This is a genomic window from Streptomyces sp. NPDC002130, from assembly GCF_040296465.1.
In the GTDB taxonomy this organism is placed as follows: Bacteria; Actinomycetota; Actinomycetes; order Streptomycetales; family Streptomycetaceae; genus Streptomyces.
Genome location: NZ_JBEOXI010000007.1, coordinates 34,671 through 52,017, shown reverse-complemented (window position 1 = coordinate 52,017; position 17,347 = coordinate 34,671). Strand labels below are relative to the sequence as shown.

Sequence of the window (17,347 nt, the reverse complement as noted above, 5' to 3'; positions counted from 1 at the left end):
TCGCCGTTCACCGCCGCGTCATGCGGTGGCCAATGACACCTCGGTCGCCTTGATCAGAGCGACGACCGGGATCCCGGGCGACAGGGCCAGCTCCTCCGCGGCGTCCCTGGTGATCGCGGAGGTCAGTTCGCCGCCCTCGACCGTGAGACGGACCGACACCATCGCCTCGCCGGCGACGAGGTCCGTGACCGTGCCGGGGAGCTGGTTGCGGATCGACAGGCCCTCGATGGGCGCGGTGGCCAAGGAGACCTCCGTGGACTTCAGCAGGGCGCGCACGGCGGTGCCCGGGGCGAGCCGGAGGTCTTCCGCTGCCTCGCGGGTGATCGCCGCGGTGAGGTCCTGGCCACCGGTGAGGCGGACCCTGACCGTCGCCATGGCCTCGCCGGGGGTGATGTCGGTGACGGTGCCGGGGAGCTGGTTGCGGATGCTCAGGCTCATGGGTGCACGGTAGCCGCGGTGAGCGGATCGGGACGGTATGTGCGTGTGTGCGTGCCTTCCCCGGCCCCGACTCAGACGCGGTCGATATGGACGTTCGTCGACTTCACGCGGGCCGTCGCCTCCATGCCGACCTCCAGGCCCAGTTCCTCCACCGCCTCGCGGGTGAGCAGGGAGACGAGCCGATGCGGGCCGGCCTGGATCTCGACCTGGGCGGCGACGTCGCCGAGTTTGATCGCGGTGACGATGCCGGGGAAGGCGTTGCGGGCCGAGGTGTACGGGGTGTCCTCCTCGGCGGTGCCGGAGCGGGCGAGTTCGACCGAGAAGGCGGCCAGGGCCCGCCCGTCGATGAGCCGTCGCCCGGTCTCGTCGCGATGGGTCGTGATGCGGCCCGCGTCGGCCCAGCGGCGGGCGGTGTCCGGGCTGACGCCGAGCAGCCGTGCTGCCTGGCCGATCGTGTAGGACTGCATGCCGGTCACGATAGGCGCGGGGGAAGGCGGCGGGGGACGGGGGGTTGACCCTCGGGTATGACGCGATATAGCGTGAGTCCGTCGGATGGTCGGCGGGTGTCGTGCTCGGGGGATCGGGGTGGAGTGATGGCGGCGGAGATCGTGCGGACCGGTGGATCGCCCGAGGTGCGGGCGTCGTACGCGGATCGGGATCGGACCGTGGACGTGCTGCGTCTCGCCGCGGGCGACGGCCGGCTCACGCTGGAGGAGCTCGACGAGCGGCTGGAGGTCGCGCTGTCGGCCCGTACTGTCGGCGAGCTCGCCGTGCTGACGGCGGATCTGCCCGCGGCGGCCGGTGCGAGGCAGGTCGAGGCCGAGGAGGTCGCCAGGATCCGGCAGGAGGGGGCCTCGACCCGGCGGGCTGACGGCTGGGTGGTGCCCCGGCGGCTGGAGATCCGTTCGGCGTGGGGCGAGGTGACGCTCGACTTCACCGACGCGTTGATCACACACGACACCCTGGACATCGTCCTGGACCTGCACGCCGGTGCGCTGAAGCTGATCACCCGGCCGGGTGTCGTGGTCGACACCGGCGGCCTGGTGATGAACTACTCCGCGATCAAGGAGCGTCGGCCGGCCGAGGCCCCGGTCCTGCTGCGGATACGGGTCATCGGCGAGATCCACTACGGGCAGCTCGTGGTGCGCCCGCGCAGGGGCTTCGGCAGGAGGGGCGCCACGGCCTGACTCACCCCACGTGCACCCTCGGCCGTCGCTTCCGGTCCGGCTCCGCCTCGCGCAGAACCTCGCGGGTCACCGGGGCGACCTCGCCCTGGCCGAACAGGAAGAAGCGCAGGAAGTTGGCGAAGGGCCCGCCCTCGGTCCACTCGAAGTAGATGTGCGGGGTCCGGCCGGTCGCGTCGCGGACGTGCAGCAGCAGCGCGGCCAGGGCGTTGGGGATGGAGGACGACTCCAGGGTCAGGACGCGGTAGCGGCCGTGCAGCACCTCGCCGCGTACGGTCAGCCCCGCCTCGAATTCCGACGGGTCGGTCACCGTCACCTCGACGAAGACGAAGTCCTCCTGGCCGTGCACGTCGTTGTCCTGCCGGATCTGCTCGATCTTGTCGCGGTACTCGGCGATGTCGCGCCGGTCGGGCTCGTTGGCGATGAACCGCATCCGGCGGCTGGCCATGTCCCGGACGAAGCGCTCCGCCATGTCGTCCAGCGTCACGCTGGTCACGCGCAGCTCGAACGCCCGGGCCAGGCGTGACAGCAGGGAGACCAGGATGATGCCGGCGATGAAGCAGGCGCCGATCTTCACACCGTCCGGGCGCTCGATGACGTTGAGCACGGTCGTGTAGAGGAACACCGCGGAGATCACCGCGAAGGCGATCGTCCAGTTCCGCTGGCGGGCCTTGCGGGCGGCGATGGTCACCGCGATCGCCGCCGAGCTGATCAGAACCAGCACACCGGTGGCGTAGGCGCCGCCCTGGGCGTTGACGTCCGCGTCGAAGATCCAGGTGACCAGGAAGGCGATCAGGGTGAAGACGATGACCATGGGCCGTACCGCACGGGCCCAGTGCGGGGCCATGCCGTAGCGGGGGAGGTAGCGCGGCATCAGGTTGAGCAGGCCGGCCATGGCGGACGCGCCGGCGAACCAGAGGATGGCGATCGTCGAGACGTCGTAGACGGTGCCGAAGGTGTTGCCGAGGTAGTCGTGCGCCAGGTAGGCGAGCGCACGGCCGTTGGCCTGGCCACCCGCCTCGAACTCCTTCTCGGGGATGAGAAGGGTGGTGATGAAGCTGGTGGTGATCAGGAAGACGCTCATGATCAGGGCGGCCGTGGTGAGCAGCTTCTTCGTGTCGCGGATGCGCCCGGCCGGCCGTGCCTCCGTGTCGTCCGCATCGCCCTTGACGTGCGGCATCACCGCGACGCCCGTCTCGAACCCGGAGAGGCCGAGGGCCAGTTTCGGGAAGACGAGCAGAGCGACGCCGATCATGGCGAAGACGTTGCTGTGCTGGGCGGTGAGGGCGCTCGACCAGTCGGTGACCACATGACCGGCCGTGATGACGTGGTAGAGGCCGACGACCACCACGACCGCGTTCAGCGCGAGATAGGCACCGACGAGGGCGACCGCGACACCGATGGCCTCCAGGAAGCCCTTGAGGAACACCGCGCCCAGCAGGGCCACCAGGATCAGGGTGATCAGCAGCTGCTTGTCGTGCAGTACACCCGTCAGATGCGGGTTCTCCACGAGGTGGGTGGAGGCGTCGGCGGCCGACAGGGTGATGGTGATGAGGAAGTCGGTGGCGGCGAAGCCCAGGAGGGTCAGGACGAACAGCTTGCCCTGCCAGAAGGAGAGCAGCCGCTCCAGCATCGCGATCGAGCCTTCGCCGTGGGGGCTCTCCTCGGCCACGCGGCGGTAGACGGGTAGGGCGCCCGCCAGCGTGACGACGACCAGGACGATGGTCGCGATCGGCGACAGCAGTCCTGCGGCGAGGGCCGCGATGCCCGGTTGGTATCCGAGGGTCGAGAAGTAGTCGACGCCGGTCAGGCACATCACCCGCCACCAGCGCTGACCCCGGTGCGGAGGCTCCGGTTCGGCATGCGGCCCGGTGTGGCCACCGCCCTTGCCCATGTCCGACAGGCCCTCCAGCATCCAGGCGCGCAGACGGCTGGGTGGGGAAGGCTCCGGACGGCTCGGTGCCGGGTGCTCGGTGGTGGCCATCGACGTGCTCCCGATCGTGCGGCTCAGCGTGGTTCCGGCCGTCACTGGACGGCCCGATCAGCGTAAGCGGAGCGTGACGCCATGGCCCATGAACGAAGGGGCTGAGCGCGTCAAGCTTCCGTTAAGACTGACGACCGGGGCGACAGCGGCTGCGAAAACACGAGCTGAGGGCGCGTCGGACGGTGTTGCCCGCGAAGTGGGCGATGCTCCCTCTCCGGCTCGCGGGTGGACACCCTGTGTGATCACGACGGAGTCGAGTTCGTAAGGTTCGTCCGGGGATTCGAATGTTTCGCCTCCTCTTCAGGTCCTGGTGTTGCCGAGAGATTCACCTTGTACAAGGGGTTGCCACCGTTTACCCGCTGTCTCTAGGGTGCGGCAGCAGCGAAGCTTTCTGGTTCTTAGTCGAAACTTTCGAGACTTTCGAGGAGCGCATGATGGGCGACCCGGCACTGTCCCGCCGCGGCTTCCTGGCGGCCTCCACCGCCGCCGGTGTGGGGATGACGGCACTGACCGCATGCGGCGGGGACTCGGACGGGGCGTCGTCCGGGACGACCACGATCGAATGGTGGAACATCTCCACCACCGAGCCGTCCAAGACCGTCTGGGCCGCTCTCGCGCGGAAGTTCGAGGCGCAGAACCCCAAGGTGAAGATAAAGATCGTCCAGCTGGAGAACGACGCCTACAAGTCGAAGATGACGGCCCTGACCGCCTCCGGGAAGCTGCCCGACATCTTCCACACCTGGGGCGGCGGCGTGCTGAAGCAGCAGGTCGACGCGGGGTTGGTGGAGAACCTCACGGACCGGACCAAGCCGTGGGGCGACGCCCTTCTGCCGGTCGCCCGGGAGCCGTACCTGTTCGACGACCAGGCCTACGGGATCCCGTTCGACATCGGCATGATCGGCTTCTGGTACAACAAGGCGCTCTTCGAGAAGGCCGGCATCGCCGAGCCGCCGACCACCTGGAACGGCTTCCTCGACGCCGTACGCAAGCTGAAGGCCGCCAAGGTCACCCCCCTGGCCCTGGCCGGCAAGGAGAAGTGGCCCGGCATGTACTACTGGGCCTACCTCGCCATGCGGGCCGCCGGGGCCGAGGCGCTGCAGAAGGCCTACGACGACAAGGACTTCACCGGCACCCCCTTCGTCGAGGCGGGCGAGCACCTGAAGGAACTCGTCGCCCTCCAGCCGTTCCAGAAGGGCTTCCTCGGCGCCGCCTACTCGTCGCCCACCGGCCAGGCCGCCGCCGTCGGCAACGGCAAGGCGGCCATGGAGCTCATGGGCCAGTGGGCGCCCACGGTGCAGGCCGACGCGGGCAAGGGTCTCGGCAAGGACCTGGGCTTCTTCCCGTTCCCCGCGGTCGAGGGCGGCAAGGGCGCCATCACCGAGGTGTTCGGCGGAGGCGGCGGGCACGCGCTGCGCAGGGGCGCCCCGCAGGAGGCCGTCGACTTCCTCAAGTTCTTCGCGTCCGAGGCCACCGACCTGGAACTGGTCAAGAAGACCGGTGTCCTGCCCGTGGTCCCGGCGGCCGAGAGCGCCATCGCCGACCCCAACATCAAGGCCGTACAAGCCCAGTTGAAGGCCGCCACCGGATTCCAGCTCTACCTCGACCAGGCCTACGCCCCCGCCGTCGGCCAGGAGGTCAACGACAGCGTGGCCGCGCTCATCGCGGGCTCCAAGTCGCCCGGGCAGGTCGCGCAGTCGATCACGAAGACCGCGAAGGAAGAGCAGTAGCCGGCGATGACCTCGACGTTCCTGCCGGACAAACGGACCGGCCCCGACGCCGGTTCCCCGCCCCCGGCCGCGGCCCGGCCCACGGGGCGGACCCGGCGACGCGCGCTGCACTGGCTCACCGCGGCCGGTTTCCAACTCCCGGCCCTGGTGCTGTTCATGGGGCTCGTGCTGCTGCCGATGCTGTTCGCCCTGTACGCCGCGTTCTTCCGCTGGGGCGGTTTCGGCATGCCCTCCGACTACGTCGGCGGCGAGAACTTCACGCGGCTCTTCCAGGACGACGTCTTCCTCGGCGACCTGTGGCGCTGCCTGGTCCTGGTGGTGCTGTCGCTCGCCCTCCAGCTGCCGTTCGCGCTCGCCATGGCCGTCCTGCTCAACCAGCGGATGCGCGGCCGGGCGGTCTACCGGATGCTGTTCTTCGCCCCGTACGTCCTGTCGGAGGCCATCACCGGAATCCTCTTCGGCATGATCTTCGCCCCGGACGACGGCTTCGCCGACCAGGTCCTCGGCAAGATCGGCCTCGACGGGCTGGGTGGGGAGTGGTTCGCGGATCCGTCCACCGTCATGGCGACCGTCTTCCTGGTCATGACCTGGAAGTACTTCGGCTTCCACATGATGCTGTACCTGGCCGGGCTCCAGGCCGTCCCGAGGGAACTCACCGAGGCGGCGCTCATCGACGGGGCCGGCGCCTGGCAGCGATTCCGCAACGTCACCCTGCCGCTGCTCGCGCCCACCCTGCGCATCAGCGTGTTCCTCGCGGTCATCGGGTCGATCCAGCTCTTCGACCTGGTGTGGGTGACCACCGCGGGCGGCCCCGACCACCACTCCGAAACCATGGCCGTGACCATGTTCCAGTACGGCTTCAAGCGCTACCAGGTCGGCTACGCCAGCGCGATCAGCGTGGTCATGTTCGGCATCAGCCTCGTCTTCGCCCTCGCCTACCAGCGGTTCGTCCTCCGGCGGGACCTGGAAGGGGCCACCACGACCATGCGGGGTGACGGAAAGTGACAACCAGTCAGAAGACCCGTGCGCGCGGGAAGGCCTGGAGCCTGCACCTCGTCCTGGTCGTCGTCGGGGCCGTCATGGCCGTCCCCCTGCTCTACGCGGCGCTCTCCGGCTTCAAGTCCACCGACGAGCTCTCCCGCAACCCGGTCGGACTGCCCGAGTCGTGGGTCACCTCCAACTACACCCAGATCCTCGGCTCGGGAGACTTCTGGCGGCTGATCGGCAACAGCACGCTGATCGCGATCGGCACGACAGTCCTGCTCGTCGCGGTCTCCGCCCTGTCGGCCTTCTCCTTCGCGCGATTCGCCTTCCGGGGCCGGGAGGCGCTGTTCACGCTCTTCACGATGGGTCTGATGTTCCCGTTCGCGGTGGCGGCCCTGCCGCTGTTCCTGCTGCTGCGCTCGCTGGACCTGCTGGACAACCCGCTCGGCGTGATTCTCCCGCAGGCCGCCTTCGGACTGCCGATGACGATCATCATCCTGCGGGGCTTCTTCCGGCAGATCCCCGGCGAGCTGGAGGAGGCCGCCACGCTCGACGGGTGCAGCTCGTTCGGCTTCTTCTGGCGGGTGCTGCTGCCCATGGCGCGGCCCGCGCTCGGCACGGTCTCCGTGCTGGCCGTCGTCACCAGCTGGAACAACTTCTTCCTGCCGCTGCTGGTCTTCACCGACGCGCAGTGGTGGACGCTGCCGATCGGGGTCCAGCAGTTCCAAGGGCAGTACTCCGCGGAGTACGCCAAGGTCTTCGCCTACCTGGTGCTGGCCATGGTCCCCGCCCTCGCCTTCTACTCCGTCGCCGAGCGTCAGCTCGTCGGCGGCCTCACCGCCGGCGCCACCAAGGGCTGACGCGCGCCGCGAACGTACGGCTCTACCCACCCACCCGTTGTGAGGAGTCGCACCATGCGCACCACCCGTCTCAGACTCGTCGGCGCCGTCGCCGCGCTCCTGGTCGCCGCCGGCATCGGTGCCGGCACGCCCGCCCAGGCGGGTCACCAGCAGCCCACCCTCGCCGACCTCGCGCAGCGGCACGGCCGCTACTTCGGCAGCGCCACCGACAACCCCGAGCTCGTGGACGGGCCCTACACGGCCCTGCTCGGCAGCGAGTTCGACCAGATCACGCCCGGCAACGGCATGAAGTGGTACGCGACCGAGCCCCAGCAGGGCGTGTTCGACTTCTCCCAGGGCGACGAGATCGTGAACCTCGCCCGGGCCAACCGGCAGAAGGTGCGCGGCCACACCCTGGTCTGGCACAGCCAGCTGCCCGAATGGCTCACGAGCAGGGAGTGGACGGCCCCCGAGCTGAGGGCCGTACTGAAGAAGCACATCCAGACGGAAGTGCGGCACTACCGGGGCAAGGTCTTCGCCTGGGACGTCGTCAACGAGGCGTTCAACGAGGACGGTACGTACCGGGAGTCGGTCTTCTACAAGACGCTCGGCCCCGGCTACATCGCCGACGCGCTGCGCTGGGCGCACCAGGCCGATCCGCGGGTCAAGCTGTACCTCAACGACTACAACATCGAGGCGACCGGCCCGAAGAGCGACGCCTACTACCGGCTGGCCAAGGAGCTCAAGGCCGCGGGTGTCCCGCTGCACGGCATCGGCCTCCAGGCCCATCTGGCCCTGCAGTACGGCTATCCGGCCACCCTGGAGGACAACCTCCGCCGCTTCTCCCGGCTCGGCCTCGACACCGCGCTCACCGAGGTCGACATACGGATGCAGCTGCCCGCGACCGAGGAGAAGCTGGCCCAGCAGGCCGAGTGGTACGCCGACCTGACCGAGGCGTGCCTGGCGGTCCGTCGCTGCGTGGGCATCACCCTGTGGGACTACACCGACAAGTACTCGTGGATCCCCGCGTTCTTCCCGGGCGAGGGCGCGGCCCTGCCGTGGGACGAGGAACTGCGGCGCAAGCCCGCGTACTTCGCCCTGCGTGAGGCGCTCGGGGGGAGGTAGCGGGGGCCGGGCGGCGCCCCACCGGACAGGGGGTGGTGGGGCGCCGTTCCTCGTACCGGCGGGTCAGGCCGAAGGCGCCGGGCTCTCCCGTACCACCAGGTCGGTTCCCAGCTCCACCGCGGTGAGTCCGGCTGCTCGTCACGGGTCAGACGGAGCAGCGTGCGCACGGCCAGTTTGCCCATGTCGGCCAGGGGCTGGCGTATTCGCGGGAAGGCGTACGGGCCGGGAACGCGACGTTGTGGGGTGTGACGTTCAGTGACGGCCGAAGGACATGCGTCGGGGCCGGTGCGCAGGGGGTCCTGCGGCCGGCCCCTCGTGTCGGGCGGCGGGCCTCAGCCCGCCGACGGCCTCAGGCGGCCGTCATCACCTGGCCGGCCAGCGGACGGTGCGGGGCGATGGCCCGGCCGTCCGGCAGGAGTTCGCCGGTGTCCTCGAAGAGCACCACGCCGTTGCACAGCAGGCTCCATCCCTGCTCCGGGTGGTGCGCCACGAGGCGGGCGGATTCCCGGTCGGCGGATTCTGCTGAGGGGCACTGGGTCTGGTGCTGGCACATGGGTGGGATCTTTCGCTGTGTCGAGACGGACGACGGGATTGACGTGTCCGAGTGGGCTGTCGTGTCTGTTCCGCGGCTAGAAGTGTCGTTCATGGCCGCCCCCCGTTGTGATAAGTCGTCGGAACCCAGTGTTGCCCCACGGGCGTCAATCCGCAGGGATTTCGCGGCACCTCTTCTCACAGGTTCAGGACGCGTCACCCGCGCGGACGGTTCATCCCAACTGGGCTGTCCCTTTGGGTGGTTCGCAGTGGCCGGATAGGGCTAGTCCGCTCGCGCCGACACCCGTCCCGGCTCGGACGAGCTATTCATCGCTCTTACGAGCGATCGTGTGAGCGATAAAGCGATCGTGCGAGCGGTCGGGGGCCGTCGACAGTAAAGGAACGACCCCGCCGCCGGAATTCGGCGACGGGGTGCGGGAGTCGTGTGGTGCTTCAGGCGGGTGATCCGAGAAGTCTGGTGGGAGTCACTCGATGGGTCAGCACCGGGAGGAGTTCGGAGACGCGATGCGGGCGGTGGGCCGCGATGCCGGGCGGCGCCGGCGCCAGCGGGACGAGCAGGTCGGTGGCGGCGGGGTGACCGGCGGCACCGTCCGCGGAGCAGTCCTCGTGCAGCCAGAGCGTCAGCATGTACAGGCCGGGCACCGACAGCAGACGGGGCTGGTACGGCTGCGGCATCGTCTCGGCCTGGCGCAGGGCGCGCTCGGTGGAGGTGATGTACGGGCCCTCGAAGAAGTGGGAGAAGGCCCAGCCGTCGGCCGTCAGCATGGTCTCCGCCGCGGCCACGGCGCGGTCGCCGCAGCGGATCAGGAAGCGCCACCCGGCCAGCCGGGTCGCGGAGGCGCCCTCGGCCGTGACGTGGTCGAGGACGTGCACCGGCAGGGGCAGCTCGGGTGTGGCGGGTCCCTGGGTGCCGAGCAGGGAGGGAGTTCGGGCTTCGCGGACCGCGGTGGGGGAGGAGAGGGCGGTGAGGACGGAGCGGAGTGCGGGCGCGGGAGCCGGAGGGACATGCAGCGGCATGGTGGGTCGCCTCTCATTCAAAGGCACGGTGGCACGAGGGCGGGGGCGGACGGCGCTGTCTGCTCACGGGGGTCAGAGCGGCAGGGGCCGGGGTCATGAGAACGAGAGGGGGGTGGGGTCCGCGTCGCCTCGACGGCAGGACCCATCGACCGTGGGCGCCAACCTTCTGCCTTGTTCGCGGAGTTTATACGACACGGGTTCAGACTGTGTTTCGTCTAGCCGTTTCCGGTGAGTAGAACAAGGGTACATTCGGTCGGCGATACGCGAGAATTATCCCGATTCCATGCGGGGGTGCACAACGGTGACCTCGGTGAATGTCCGCGAACCGGTCGGCCCATTCTCGTCGGCGTTTTTCACGAGTCCCCGAGGCCCGAAACCTGTCCTGTGCGTCATGCCGAGTGAATGTGCCACCGGTCACACCCGACCAGCGTAGCGGTCGCCGGGTCCGCCCGGGACGTTATCGATCGCTTTCGCTGGGCATCCTCCACCTGACCGGGACCCCGGCGGCCCTGGATCCTGGCCCGCAACACCGAGGAAGGACGTTCGATGGGGGAGAAGGTCGCGGCAGGCCGGTTCGACCTGGCCGATCGCCAGCGCTATCGCGACAAGCTGCGTCAGTGCCTGACGGGCTTGGAGCGACTCCTGGCGGAGAAGCGGTTCGATCGCCCCAGGAACCTCATGGGGCTGGAGATCGAATTGAATCTCGCGGGCGCCGACGGCATGCCGAAAATGTTGAACGGGCAAGTCTTGGAACGCATCGCGAGTCGCGATTTCCAAACAGAACTCGCCATGTTCAATCTGGAAGTGAACATTCCTCCACACCGTCTGGGGGGCCGGGTATTCGACCGCCTCGCGGAGGAACTCCGTACGTCGCTGGCATATGCCGACCGGAAAGCCGGCGAGGTCGACGCGGGGATCGTGATGATCGGTATTCTGCCGACTCTCGACCGTGACGACCTGGTGTCCTCGAACCTCTCCGACGTCGACCGGTACACCCTCCTCAACGACCAGATCGTGGCCGCCCGCGGCGAGGAGTTCACCCTCGACATCGACGGCGTGGAGCACCTGAGCTGCACCTCGAAGTCCATCGCGCCGGAAGCCGCCTGCACCTCCGTGCAGCTGCATCTCCAGGTCACCCCGGCCCGCTTCGCCGACGTGTGGAACGCGGCCCAGGCGGTCGCCGCCGCGCAGATCGCCGTCGGCGCCAACTCGCCCTTCCTCTTCGGCCGGGAGCTGTGGCGCGAGTCGCGGCCCCCGCTGTTCCAGCAGTCCACCGACACCCGCCCGCCCGAGCTCCAGGCCCAGGGCGTCCGGCCGCGCACGTGGTTCGGGGAGCGCTGGGTCACCTCGGCGTACGACCTCTTCGAGGAGAACCTGCGCTACTACCCGGCCCTGCTGCCGATCTGCGACGACGAGGACCCGCTGAAGGTGCTCGACCAGGGCGGCACGCCGTCGCTCGCGGAACTCGTGCTGCACAACGGCACGATCTACCGCTGGAACCGCCCGGTGTACGGCATCGCCGACGGTGTCCCGCACCTGCGCGTGGAGAACCGCGTCCTGCCGGCCGGGCCCACGGTCATCGACGTCGTCGCCAACGCGGCCTTCTTCTACGGGGTCGTCCGGGCCCTCGCCGAGGAGTCCCGGCCGGTCTGGACGCGGCTGCCGTTCGAGGCGGCCGCCGCCAACTTCGACGCCGCGTGCAAGGACGGCATCGACGCCCGCTTCACCTGGCCCCGGCGCGGCCGCTACAGCGGCACCACCCAGGTCGACGCGGTGAGCCTGATCCGCGACGAACTGCTGCCGCTCGCCGAGGCCGGCCTGGACGCCTGGGGTGTCGAGCCGGCCGACCGCGATCTGTACCTGGGCGTGATCGAGGAACGGTGCCGGCGTCGGGTGAACGGGGCGAGCTGGCAGGCGGCCACCTTCCACAAGGCGTTGGACGCGGGCCTCTCCCGGGAGGACGCGCTGGCCGCCACGACCCTGCGGTACCGCGAGCTGATGCACAAGGGCGAGCCGGTGCACAGCTGGCCGGTGGGGCTGCCGGAGCCGGTGTCGCTGGGCTGAAGCGGGCACCGGGTCGGAGGCCGCGAGGCGGTGCATAGCTGGCCGGTGGGGCTGCCGGAGCCGGTGTCGCTGGGCTGAAGCGGACACCGGGTCGGAGGCCGTGAGCCGGTGCACAGCTTGCCGGTGGGGCTGCCGGAGCCGGTGTCGCTGGGCTGAAGCGGGCACCGGGTCGGAGGCCGCGAGGCGGTGCTGCTGGGGCGGCGCCGCAAGCCGGGGGCTCACGTCGCGAGGCGGGAATTGCCTGGGTGGTGACGCAAGCCGGGGGCGGCGCCGCAAGCCCCGGGGTGGTGACGCAAGCCCGGGCCGACGCCGCGAGCCGGTGTCTTCGGGTGGACGCCGCGCGCCCCGCCACTGGGTGGACGCCGCGAGCCCCGCGTCACCGGGCCGATGCCGCCGCAGGTGTGGCACATCGCTGCAGCCATACTGATCCGACAGGTCGGTGAAGTGGAGGCGGGTGTGCAGGCGGAGGCGAGCCCGGTGGGCGATTCCATTCCCCAGCAGGGGCTCTCACGGCGGATGCTCCGCGACGAGACGCTGCTGGTCCTCGCGCTGTCGCTGGGCGCGAGCGGACTCTCGGCGCTGATCAGCTTCATCGGGTCGGTCACCAAGCCGGGCGGCCTCAAGGACCAGGCGGCCACGATGAACGCCTCTGCCGCGCCCGGCCGGCCCTGGCTCGACCTCGCCTGGCAGCTCTTCGGGATCACCACGGCGCTCGTGCCCGTCGCGCTCGTCGCGCACTTCCTGCTCCGCGAGGGAGCGAGCCTGCGCACGATCGGCTTCGACCGCACCCGCCCGTGGCCCGACCTCGGCCGCGGGGCGGCGATCGCGGCGGTCATCGGCAGCACCGGCATCGCCTTCTACCTGGCGGCCCGCGGCCTCGGCTTCAACCTCACCGTGGTGCCCGAAGCGCTGCCGGCGGTGTGGTGGAAGTACCCGGTGCTGATCCTCTCGGCGATCCAGAACGCCGTTCTGGAGGAAGTGATCGTGGTCGGCTACCTGCTGCGCCGCATGGGCCGGCTGGGCTGGACGCCGACGGCCGCGCTGGCCGGCAGCGCCGTTCTGCGCGGGTCGTACCACCTCTACCAGGGCATCGGCGGCTTCATCGGGAACATGGTGATGGGCGTCGTCTTCGTGTACCTCTACCGCCGCTGGGGGCGGGTCGGCCCGCTCGTGGTGGCCCACTCCCTGCTCGACATCGGGGCGTTCGTCGGGTACGCGCTGCTGGCGGGCAAGGTGGGCTGGCTGCCGACGGCGTGAAGCCGTGAGTAAGGGGCGTACGACACCGTCGTACGCCCCTTCGCTCGTCTCAGGCCAGCAGCTCGCCCTCGATGACGGTGACCGCCGTGCCCGTCAGCAGGGTGCGGTCGCCGCGCAGCTCGGTACGGACCCGGCCCGAGCGGGGCGAGGCCTGGAGACCGGTGAGGCGGGGGCGGCCCAGGCGCTCGGACCAGAACGGGGCGAGCGCCGTGTGGGCGCTGCCGGTCACCGGGTCCTCGTCGATGCCCACGTTCGGGAAGAAGCAGCGCGAGACGAAGTCGTAGCCTCCGGCGGGGTCCTCGGCGCAGGCCGTGGCGATGACACCGCGCTCGGAGTGGGCGGCGAGGGCCGTCAGGTCCGGGGCCAGGGTGTGCACCGTCTTCTCGTCGGCGACCTCGACGAGCAGATCGCCGACGTTCGGACCGGTGTCGAGGACCGTGAGCACCTCCGTGCCCAGCGCCTCGGCGAGACCCCCGGGCGGGTCGGTCCGGGTGAGCGGGGCCGTCGGGAAGTCCAGGGTGACGGAGCCGTCCGCTGCGGGTGTGGCGACGAGGACGCCGCTGCGGGTGGCGAACCGCACCGGCCCCACGTGGGCGCCGGTCGTGTGCAGGACGTGGGCGGTGGCGAGGGTGGCGTGGCCGCACATCGCGACCTCGGTGGCCGGAGTGAACCAGCGCAGCGCCCAGTCCGCCTCGGAGCCCTCGGGGAGCGGGTGGGCGAAGGCCGTCTCGGCGTGGTTGACCTCCAGGGCGACGTTCTGCAGCCAGGTGTCGTCCGGGAAGGCGTCCGCGCCGGGCAGGAGCAGGACCCCGGCCGGGTTGCCGGAGAAGGGGTGATCGGTGAAGGCGTCGACGATTCGGATCCGCATGCCCCGACGCTAGGGCGCCCACGAAGCAGCAGACCAAGGCCAATTCGCACCCGCTGGCCCGATTCCACCGGCGGGGAACCTCGGTGAGGGCCTTGTCGGGCGAGCGATACCGATATATCGTTGAAGCATCGCGACAGATCAACGATGGAATGGAGAGTGGTTGCGATGCGTACCCACGGATTCGAGCGTGGACATGGACACGGCGGCCCGCAGCACGGTCGGGGCGGCTTCGAAGGGCTGCGTGCGGCCTTCGGTCCCTTCGGGCCGGGTGGCCCGGGCGGCCCCGGCTGGGGCGGGCCCGGTGGGCCGGGCTTCGGTCCGGGCCCCTGGGGCGGTCGAGGGCGCGGAGGGCCCAGGGGAAGGGCGCGGCGCGGTGACGTACGCGCCTCGATCCTGGCCCTGCTGAAGGACCGGCCGATGCACGGCTACGAGATGATCCAGGAGATCGCCGAGCGCAGCGGCGGGGCGTGGAAGCCCAGCCCCGGCTCGGTGTACCCCACCCTTCAGTTGCTGGAGGACGAGGGGCTGATCGCCAGTGCCTCCGAGGGCGGCAAGAAGCTGTTCTCGCTCACCGAGGCGGGCCGCGAGGCCGCCGAGGAGGGGCCCGAGGCGCCCTGGGAGGAAGCTTCCCGCGGGGTCGACTGGGAGGCTCTCGGTGAGATCCGCCAGGCCGGCTTCGGTCTGATGGAGGCCTTCGGCCAGGTCTGGAAGACCGGTAGCAAGGAGCAGCGGGAGAAGGCCCTCGGTGTCATCAACGAGGCCCGTAAGAAGCTGTATCTCATCCTCGCCGACGAGGACGGAACCACGTAGGGCGAGAGGCGCCCCCGGAGTGGTCCGGGGGCGCTTCGGCGTGCCGGGGTGTCAGGCCACCAGCCCGTCCAGCTTGCGCAGTGACTCGTGCAGGGCGGCCGTCGCCGAATCCTTGAGCTTGCCCGCCATCAGGGACACCGTCGCGCCCGTGAACTCGCCGTCGATGCGGACCGTCGTGGCGTCGCCGTCGGGTGTGAGGGTGTAGCGCGTCGCGACGGTCACCGCCATCGGGCCCTTGCCGCGGATGGCGAGCACCCGCGCCGGTTCCAGCTCCTCCACGGTCCACGCCACCTCGGCCGGGAAGTTCATCAGCCGCATGTTCTCCTGGAACGTCGCGCCCACTTCGAGGGGCTCCGGACCGCCCGCCGGGAAGCTCGTGTGGGTCGCGTTCCACTCGCCGTACGCGGACCAGTCGGTGAGCTTCGCCCACACCGTGCCGGCCGGCGCCCCGATGCGGGCCTCCGCGCTGACTTCGGCCATGCGACCACCTCTTCGTATCGGGCTGGGTGTCGCGGACCGTAGCCGCGACAGTCGCAATGTTCAATACTGACGAACTGTCAGGCCGGTTGAGGTCTCCACCCGAAGCTGCCTGATCTCCTCCGCAAGGAGGAGATTCCGGTCGGCGGAGTCCACTTCCCGTGGGACGCGAACATGCTTCCCACCGAGGATGACGCGGGCCCGCGAGACTGGTGGGCTAGGGGATGTGCAACCCCTTACCCCCCGGCAGTCGGCCCATGAGCACGGCATTCAGCGCGTGGACAACGATGCCAGGCTCAGTGACGAGCTGGCGTCGGTGGTCGGTGGTGCCCGGCGCCGGGCCGTCCGGGACGGGGACCGGCAGATCGACACCGCCCATCTGCTCCACTCGCTGCTGGAGTCCGACCCCGAGGCGCGTGCCGCCTTCGTCGAGGGGCCGCAGATCGCGCGCCTGCTCGGCTATCTCGTCCAGCGCAGCATCGGGTACGGCTTGCGCTGGCAGAGCGGAGTGGAGGACTCCGGCGCCGTCCCCGTGGTGACGGAGACGGCTGGTTTCTCGCCGCTGGCCGCCGCCTGCATGGAGTACGCCTGCGAGCGGGCCGCCGAGCGCGGCGGACCGGCTCGTGGCACCGACCTGCTCGCGGCGATCGTCCTCGACCCGCAGGCGCGTGCGGTCGAGGTGCTCGGACGGGCCGGCATCGACCCGCGCGAGGTGCTCACCCGGCTCGACGGCCGGGTCGGCATGGCAGAGGAGTGCGGCGAAGCCGCCCACTGAGCGGCGCGGCGTGGGGCCGGTCGTCCCGTCCAGGCTGTGAGACAGGTGTCATAAGGGGTGACGCTCCTGTCGGGGCCTGTCATCATGTGCCGGTGCGTACCACTGACAGCAGCGTGAGCGGGCGCGGCAGGGGCATGGGGCTCGGACTTGCCCTCCTGTCCGCGGTGGCCTTCGGCGGATCCGGTGTCGCGGCCAAGCCGCTGATCGAGGCGGGTCTGGACCCGCTGCACGTGGTGTGGCTGCGGGTCGCCGGAGCTGCCCTGGTCATGCTGCCGCTCGCCGTGCGTCACCGTGCGCTGGTGCGCAGGCGCCCCAAACTGCTCGCCGGGTTCGGGCTGCTGGCCGTCGCCGGCGTCCAGGCCTGCTACTTCGCTGCGCTCTCCCGGATCCCCGTCGGGGTGGCGCTGCTCATCGAGTACCTGGCGCCCGCGCTGGTGCTGGGCTGGGTGCGGTTCGTGCAGAAGCGGCCCGTCACGCGCGCCGCGGCCGTCGGTGTCGTGCTCGCGGTCGGCGGACTCGCCTGCGTCGTGGAGGTGTGGTCGGGCCTCGGGTTCGACGTGCTGGGGCTGCTGCTCGCGCTCGGCGCGGCCTGCTGCCAGGTCGGCTACTTCGTCCTGTCCGACCAGGGCAGCGACGCCGGGGACGAGGCACCCGACCCGCTCGGCGTCATCGCCTACGGGCTGCTCGTCGGCGCGGCCGTGCTGACCGTCGTCGCCCGGCCCTGGAGCATGGACTGGTCGGTGCTCGGGGGCACCGCGAGCATGGACGGCAGGGCCGTACCCGCCGTCGTACTGCTGGTGTGGATCGTCCTGGTCGCCACGGTCGTCGCCTACGTCACCGGCGTGGTCTCCGTGCGCCGGCTCTCCCCGCAGGTCGCCGGGGTGGTGGCCTGCCTCGAGGCGGTCATCGCCACGGTCCTGGCCTGGGTCCTGCTCGGCGAGCACCTCTCGGCGCCGCAGATCGCCGGTGGGGCGATCGTGCTGGTGGGCGCGTTCATCGCGCAGTCCTCGACGCCCTCGAAGGGGTCCGGGCAGCCGGTGGCGAGCGGCGGCCCGGAAAAGGCATTGTCCAGGCGCGGGACCAGCGCCTAAGGTGTCGATCATGCCTTCGAACGCACTCGTTCTTCCGCCTCCGGCCGCCTGAGGCGGGCCCTCCGGAAACCGCGCCCGGCCATGCGCCGCCGCGCAGAACGGTGCTGCCCGCAGACGAAGTCCGCGGACCCCGCTGATCACGACTGATCCGGGGC

General features: G+C 70.3%; 17 protein-coding genes and 1 pseudogene. 10 read left to right on the top strand and 8 right to left on the bottom strand.

Annotated elements, in window-relative coordinates; all coding sequences use genetic code 11:
- Positions 1–18 precede the first annotated feature (18 nt).
- Both ABT116_RS02595 and ABT116_RS02590 read right to left on the bottom strand, forming a co-directional pair.
- Positions 19–438 carry a TOBE domain-containing protein gene (locus ABT116_RS02595; protein WP_351626731.1) on the bottom strand — a complete coding sequence of 140 codons (420 nt, stop codon included), beginning with the start codon at positions 436–438 and terminating at the stop codon, positions 19–21.
- Positions 439–509: 71 nt separating this feature from the next.
- On the bottom strand, positions 510–905 hold the full coding sequence (locus tag ABT116_RS02590) for a TOBE domain-containing protein (protein WP_351626728.1): 396 nt from the start codon (positions 903–905) through the stop codon (positions 510–512).
- Between the two features lie 126 nt (positions 906–1,031).
- Between ABT116_RS02590 and ABT116_RS02585 the strand changes: the two genes are divergently transcribed.
- Positions 1,032–1,625, top strand: a complete 594-nt coding sequence (locus ABT116_RS02585; RefSeq protein ID WP_351626726.1) for a DUF1707 SHOCT-like domain-containing protein — start codon at positions 1,032–1,034, stop codon at positions 1,623–1,625.
- A 1-nt stretch (position 1,626) separates the two neighbouring features.
- Here ABT116_RS02585 and ABT116_RS02580 read toward each other — a convergent pair whose 3' ends face one another.
- On the bottom strand, positions 1,627–3,606 hold the full coding sequence (locus ABT116_RS02580; protein ID WP_351626723.1) for an APC family permease: 1,980 nt from the start codon (positions 3,604–3,606) through the stop codon (positions 1,627–1,629).
- Between the two features lie 434 nt (positions 3,607–4,040).
- Here ABT116_RS02580 and ABT116_RS02575 point away from each other — a divergent pair, with 434 nt between their 5' ends.
- From ABT116_RS02575 to ABT116_RS02560, 4 genes are all read left to right on the top strand, one after another.
- Complete coding sequence (locus tag ABT116_RS02575; protein ID WP_351626763.1) at positions 4,041–5,333, top strand: extracellular solute-binding protein; 1,293 nt, start codon at positions 4,041–4,043, stop codon at positions 5,331–5,333.
- A gap of 6 nt (positions 5,334–5,339) precedes the next feature.
- Positions 5,340–6,338: a carbohydrate ABC transporter permease gene (locus tag ABT116_RS02570; RefSeq protein WP_351626720.1), complete on the top strand. Its 999-nt coding sequence runs from the start codon at positions 5,340–5,342 to the stop codon at positions 6,336–6,338.
- 74 nt (positions 6,339–6,412) lie between these two features.
- The gene (locus ABT116_RS02565) at positions 6,413–7,177 is read left to right on the top strand and encodes a carbohydrate ABC transporter permease (RefSeq protein WP_351626760.1); all 765 of its coding nucleotides are present in this window, start codon (positions 6,413–6,415) and stop codon (positions 7,175–7,177) included.
- A gap of 54 nt (positions 7,178–7,231) precedes the next feature.
- The gene (locus ABT116_RS02560) at positions 7,232–8,281 is read left to right on the top strand and encodes an endo-1,4-beta-xylanase (protein ID WP_351626717.1); all 1,050 of its coding nucleotides are present in this window, start codon (positions 7,232–7,234) and stop codon (positions 8,279–8,281) included.
- 63 nt (positions 8,282–8,344) lie between these two features.
- On the opposite strand, the pseudogene ABT116_RS02555 reads toward ABT116_RS02560, so the two are convergent.
- The 3 genes and pseudogenes from ABT116_RS02555 to ABT116_RS02545 all read right to left on the bottom strand — a co-directional run.
- Positions 8,345–8,484 (bottom strand): annotated as a pseudogene (locus ABT116_RS02555) (LacI family transcriptional regulator); the annotation flags it as partial.
- 146 nt (positions 8,485–8,630) lie between these two features.
- Positions 8,631–8,834 (bottom strand): DUF5999 family protein, encoded by a 204-nt coding sequence (locus ABT116_RS02550; RefSeq protein WP_033307435.1) that lies wholly within the window; start codon positions 8,832–8,834, stop codon positions 8,631–8,633.
- Between the two features lie 431 nt (positions 8,835–9,265).
- On the bottom strand, positions 9,266–9,850 hold the full coding sequence (locus ABT116_RS02545) for a hypothetical protein (protein ID WP_351626715.1): 585 nt from the start codon (positions 9,848–9,850) through the stop codon (positions 9,266–9,268).
- Positions 9,851–10,396: 546 nt separating this feature from the next.
- Here ABT116_RS02545 and ABT116_RS02540 point away from each other — a divergent pair.
- Together ABT116_RS02540 and ABT116_RS02535 are read left to right on the top strand one after the other, a co-directional pair.
- Positions 10,397–11,914, top strand: a complete 1,518-nt coding sequence (locus ABT116_RS02540; RefSeq protein WP_351626712.1) for a glutamate-cysteine ligase family protein — start codon at positions 10,397–10,399, stop codon at positions 11,912–11,914.
- Between the two features lie 456 nt (positions 11,915–12,370).
- Positions 12,371–13,171, top strand: a complete 801-nt coding sequence (locus tag ABT116_RS02535) for a CPBP family intramembrane glutamic endopeptidase (RefSeq protein WP_351626710.1) — start codon at positions 12,371–12,373, stop codon at positions 13,169–13,171.
- Positions 13,172–13,220: 49 nt separating this feature from the next.
- Here the strand turns inward: ABT116_RS02535 and ABT116_RS02530 are convergent, their stop codons facing one another.
- Positions 13,221–14,039: a PhzF family phenazine biosynthesis protein gene (locus tag ABT116_RS02530; RefSeq protein ID WP_351626708.1), complete on the bottom strand. Its 819-nt coding sequence runs from the start codon at positions 14,037–14,039 to the stop codon at positions 13,221–13,223.
- A 165-nt stretch (positions 14,040–14,204) separates the two neighbouring features.
- Here ABT116_RS02530 and ABT116_RS02525 point away from each other — a divergent pair, with 165 nt between their 5' ends.
- The gene (locus ABT116_RS02525) at positions 14,205–14,849 is read left to right on the top strand and encodes a PadR family transcriptional regulator (RefSeq protein WP_351626706.1); all 645 of its coding nucleotides are present in this window, start codon (positions 14,205–14,207) and stop codon (positions 14,847–14,849) included.
- Between the two features lie 51 nt (positions 14,850–14,900).
- Here ABT116_RS02525 and ABT116_RS02520 read toward each other — a convergent pair whose 3' ends face one another.
- A complete protein-coding gene (locus tag ABT116_RS02520; protein WP_351626703.1) occupies positions 14,901–15,329 on the bottom strand; it encodes a type II toxin-antitoxin system Rv0910 family toxin in 429 nt (142 codons plus the stop codon).
- A 223-nt stretch (positions 15,330–15,552) separates the two neighbouring features.
- Here ABT116_RS02520 and ABT116_RS02515 point away from each other — a divergent pair, with 223 nt between their 5' ends.
- Together ABT116_RS02515 and ABT116_RS02510 are read left to right on the top strand one after the other, a co-directional pair.
- Positions 15,553–16,101, top strand: coding sequence for a Clp protease N-terminal domain-containing protein (locus ABT116_RS02515; protein WP_502983808.1), 549 nt, complete (start codon positions 15,553–15,555; stop codon positions 16,099–16,101).
- An 86-nt stretch (positions 16,102–16,187) separates the two neighbouring features.
- Positions 16,188–17,192, top strand: a complete 1,005-nt coding sequence (locus tag ABT116_RS02510) for an EamA family transporter (RefSeq protein ID WP_351626698.1) — start codon at positions 16,188–16,190, stop codon at positions 17,190–17,192.
- Positions 17,193–17,347: the final 155 nt, after the last annotated feature.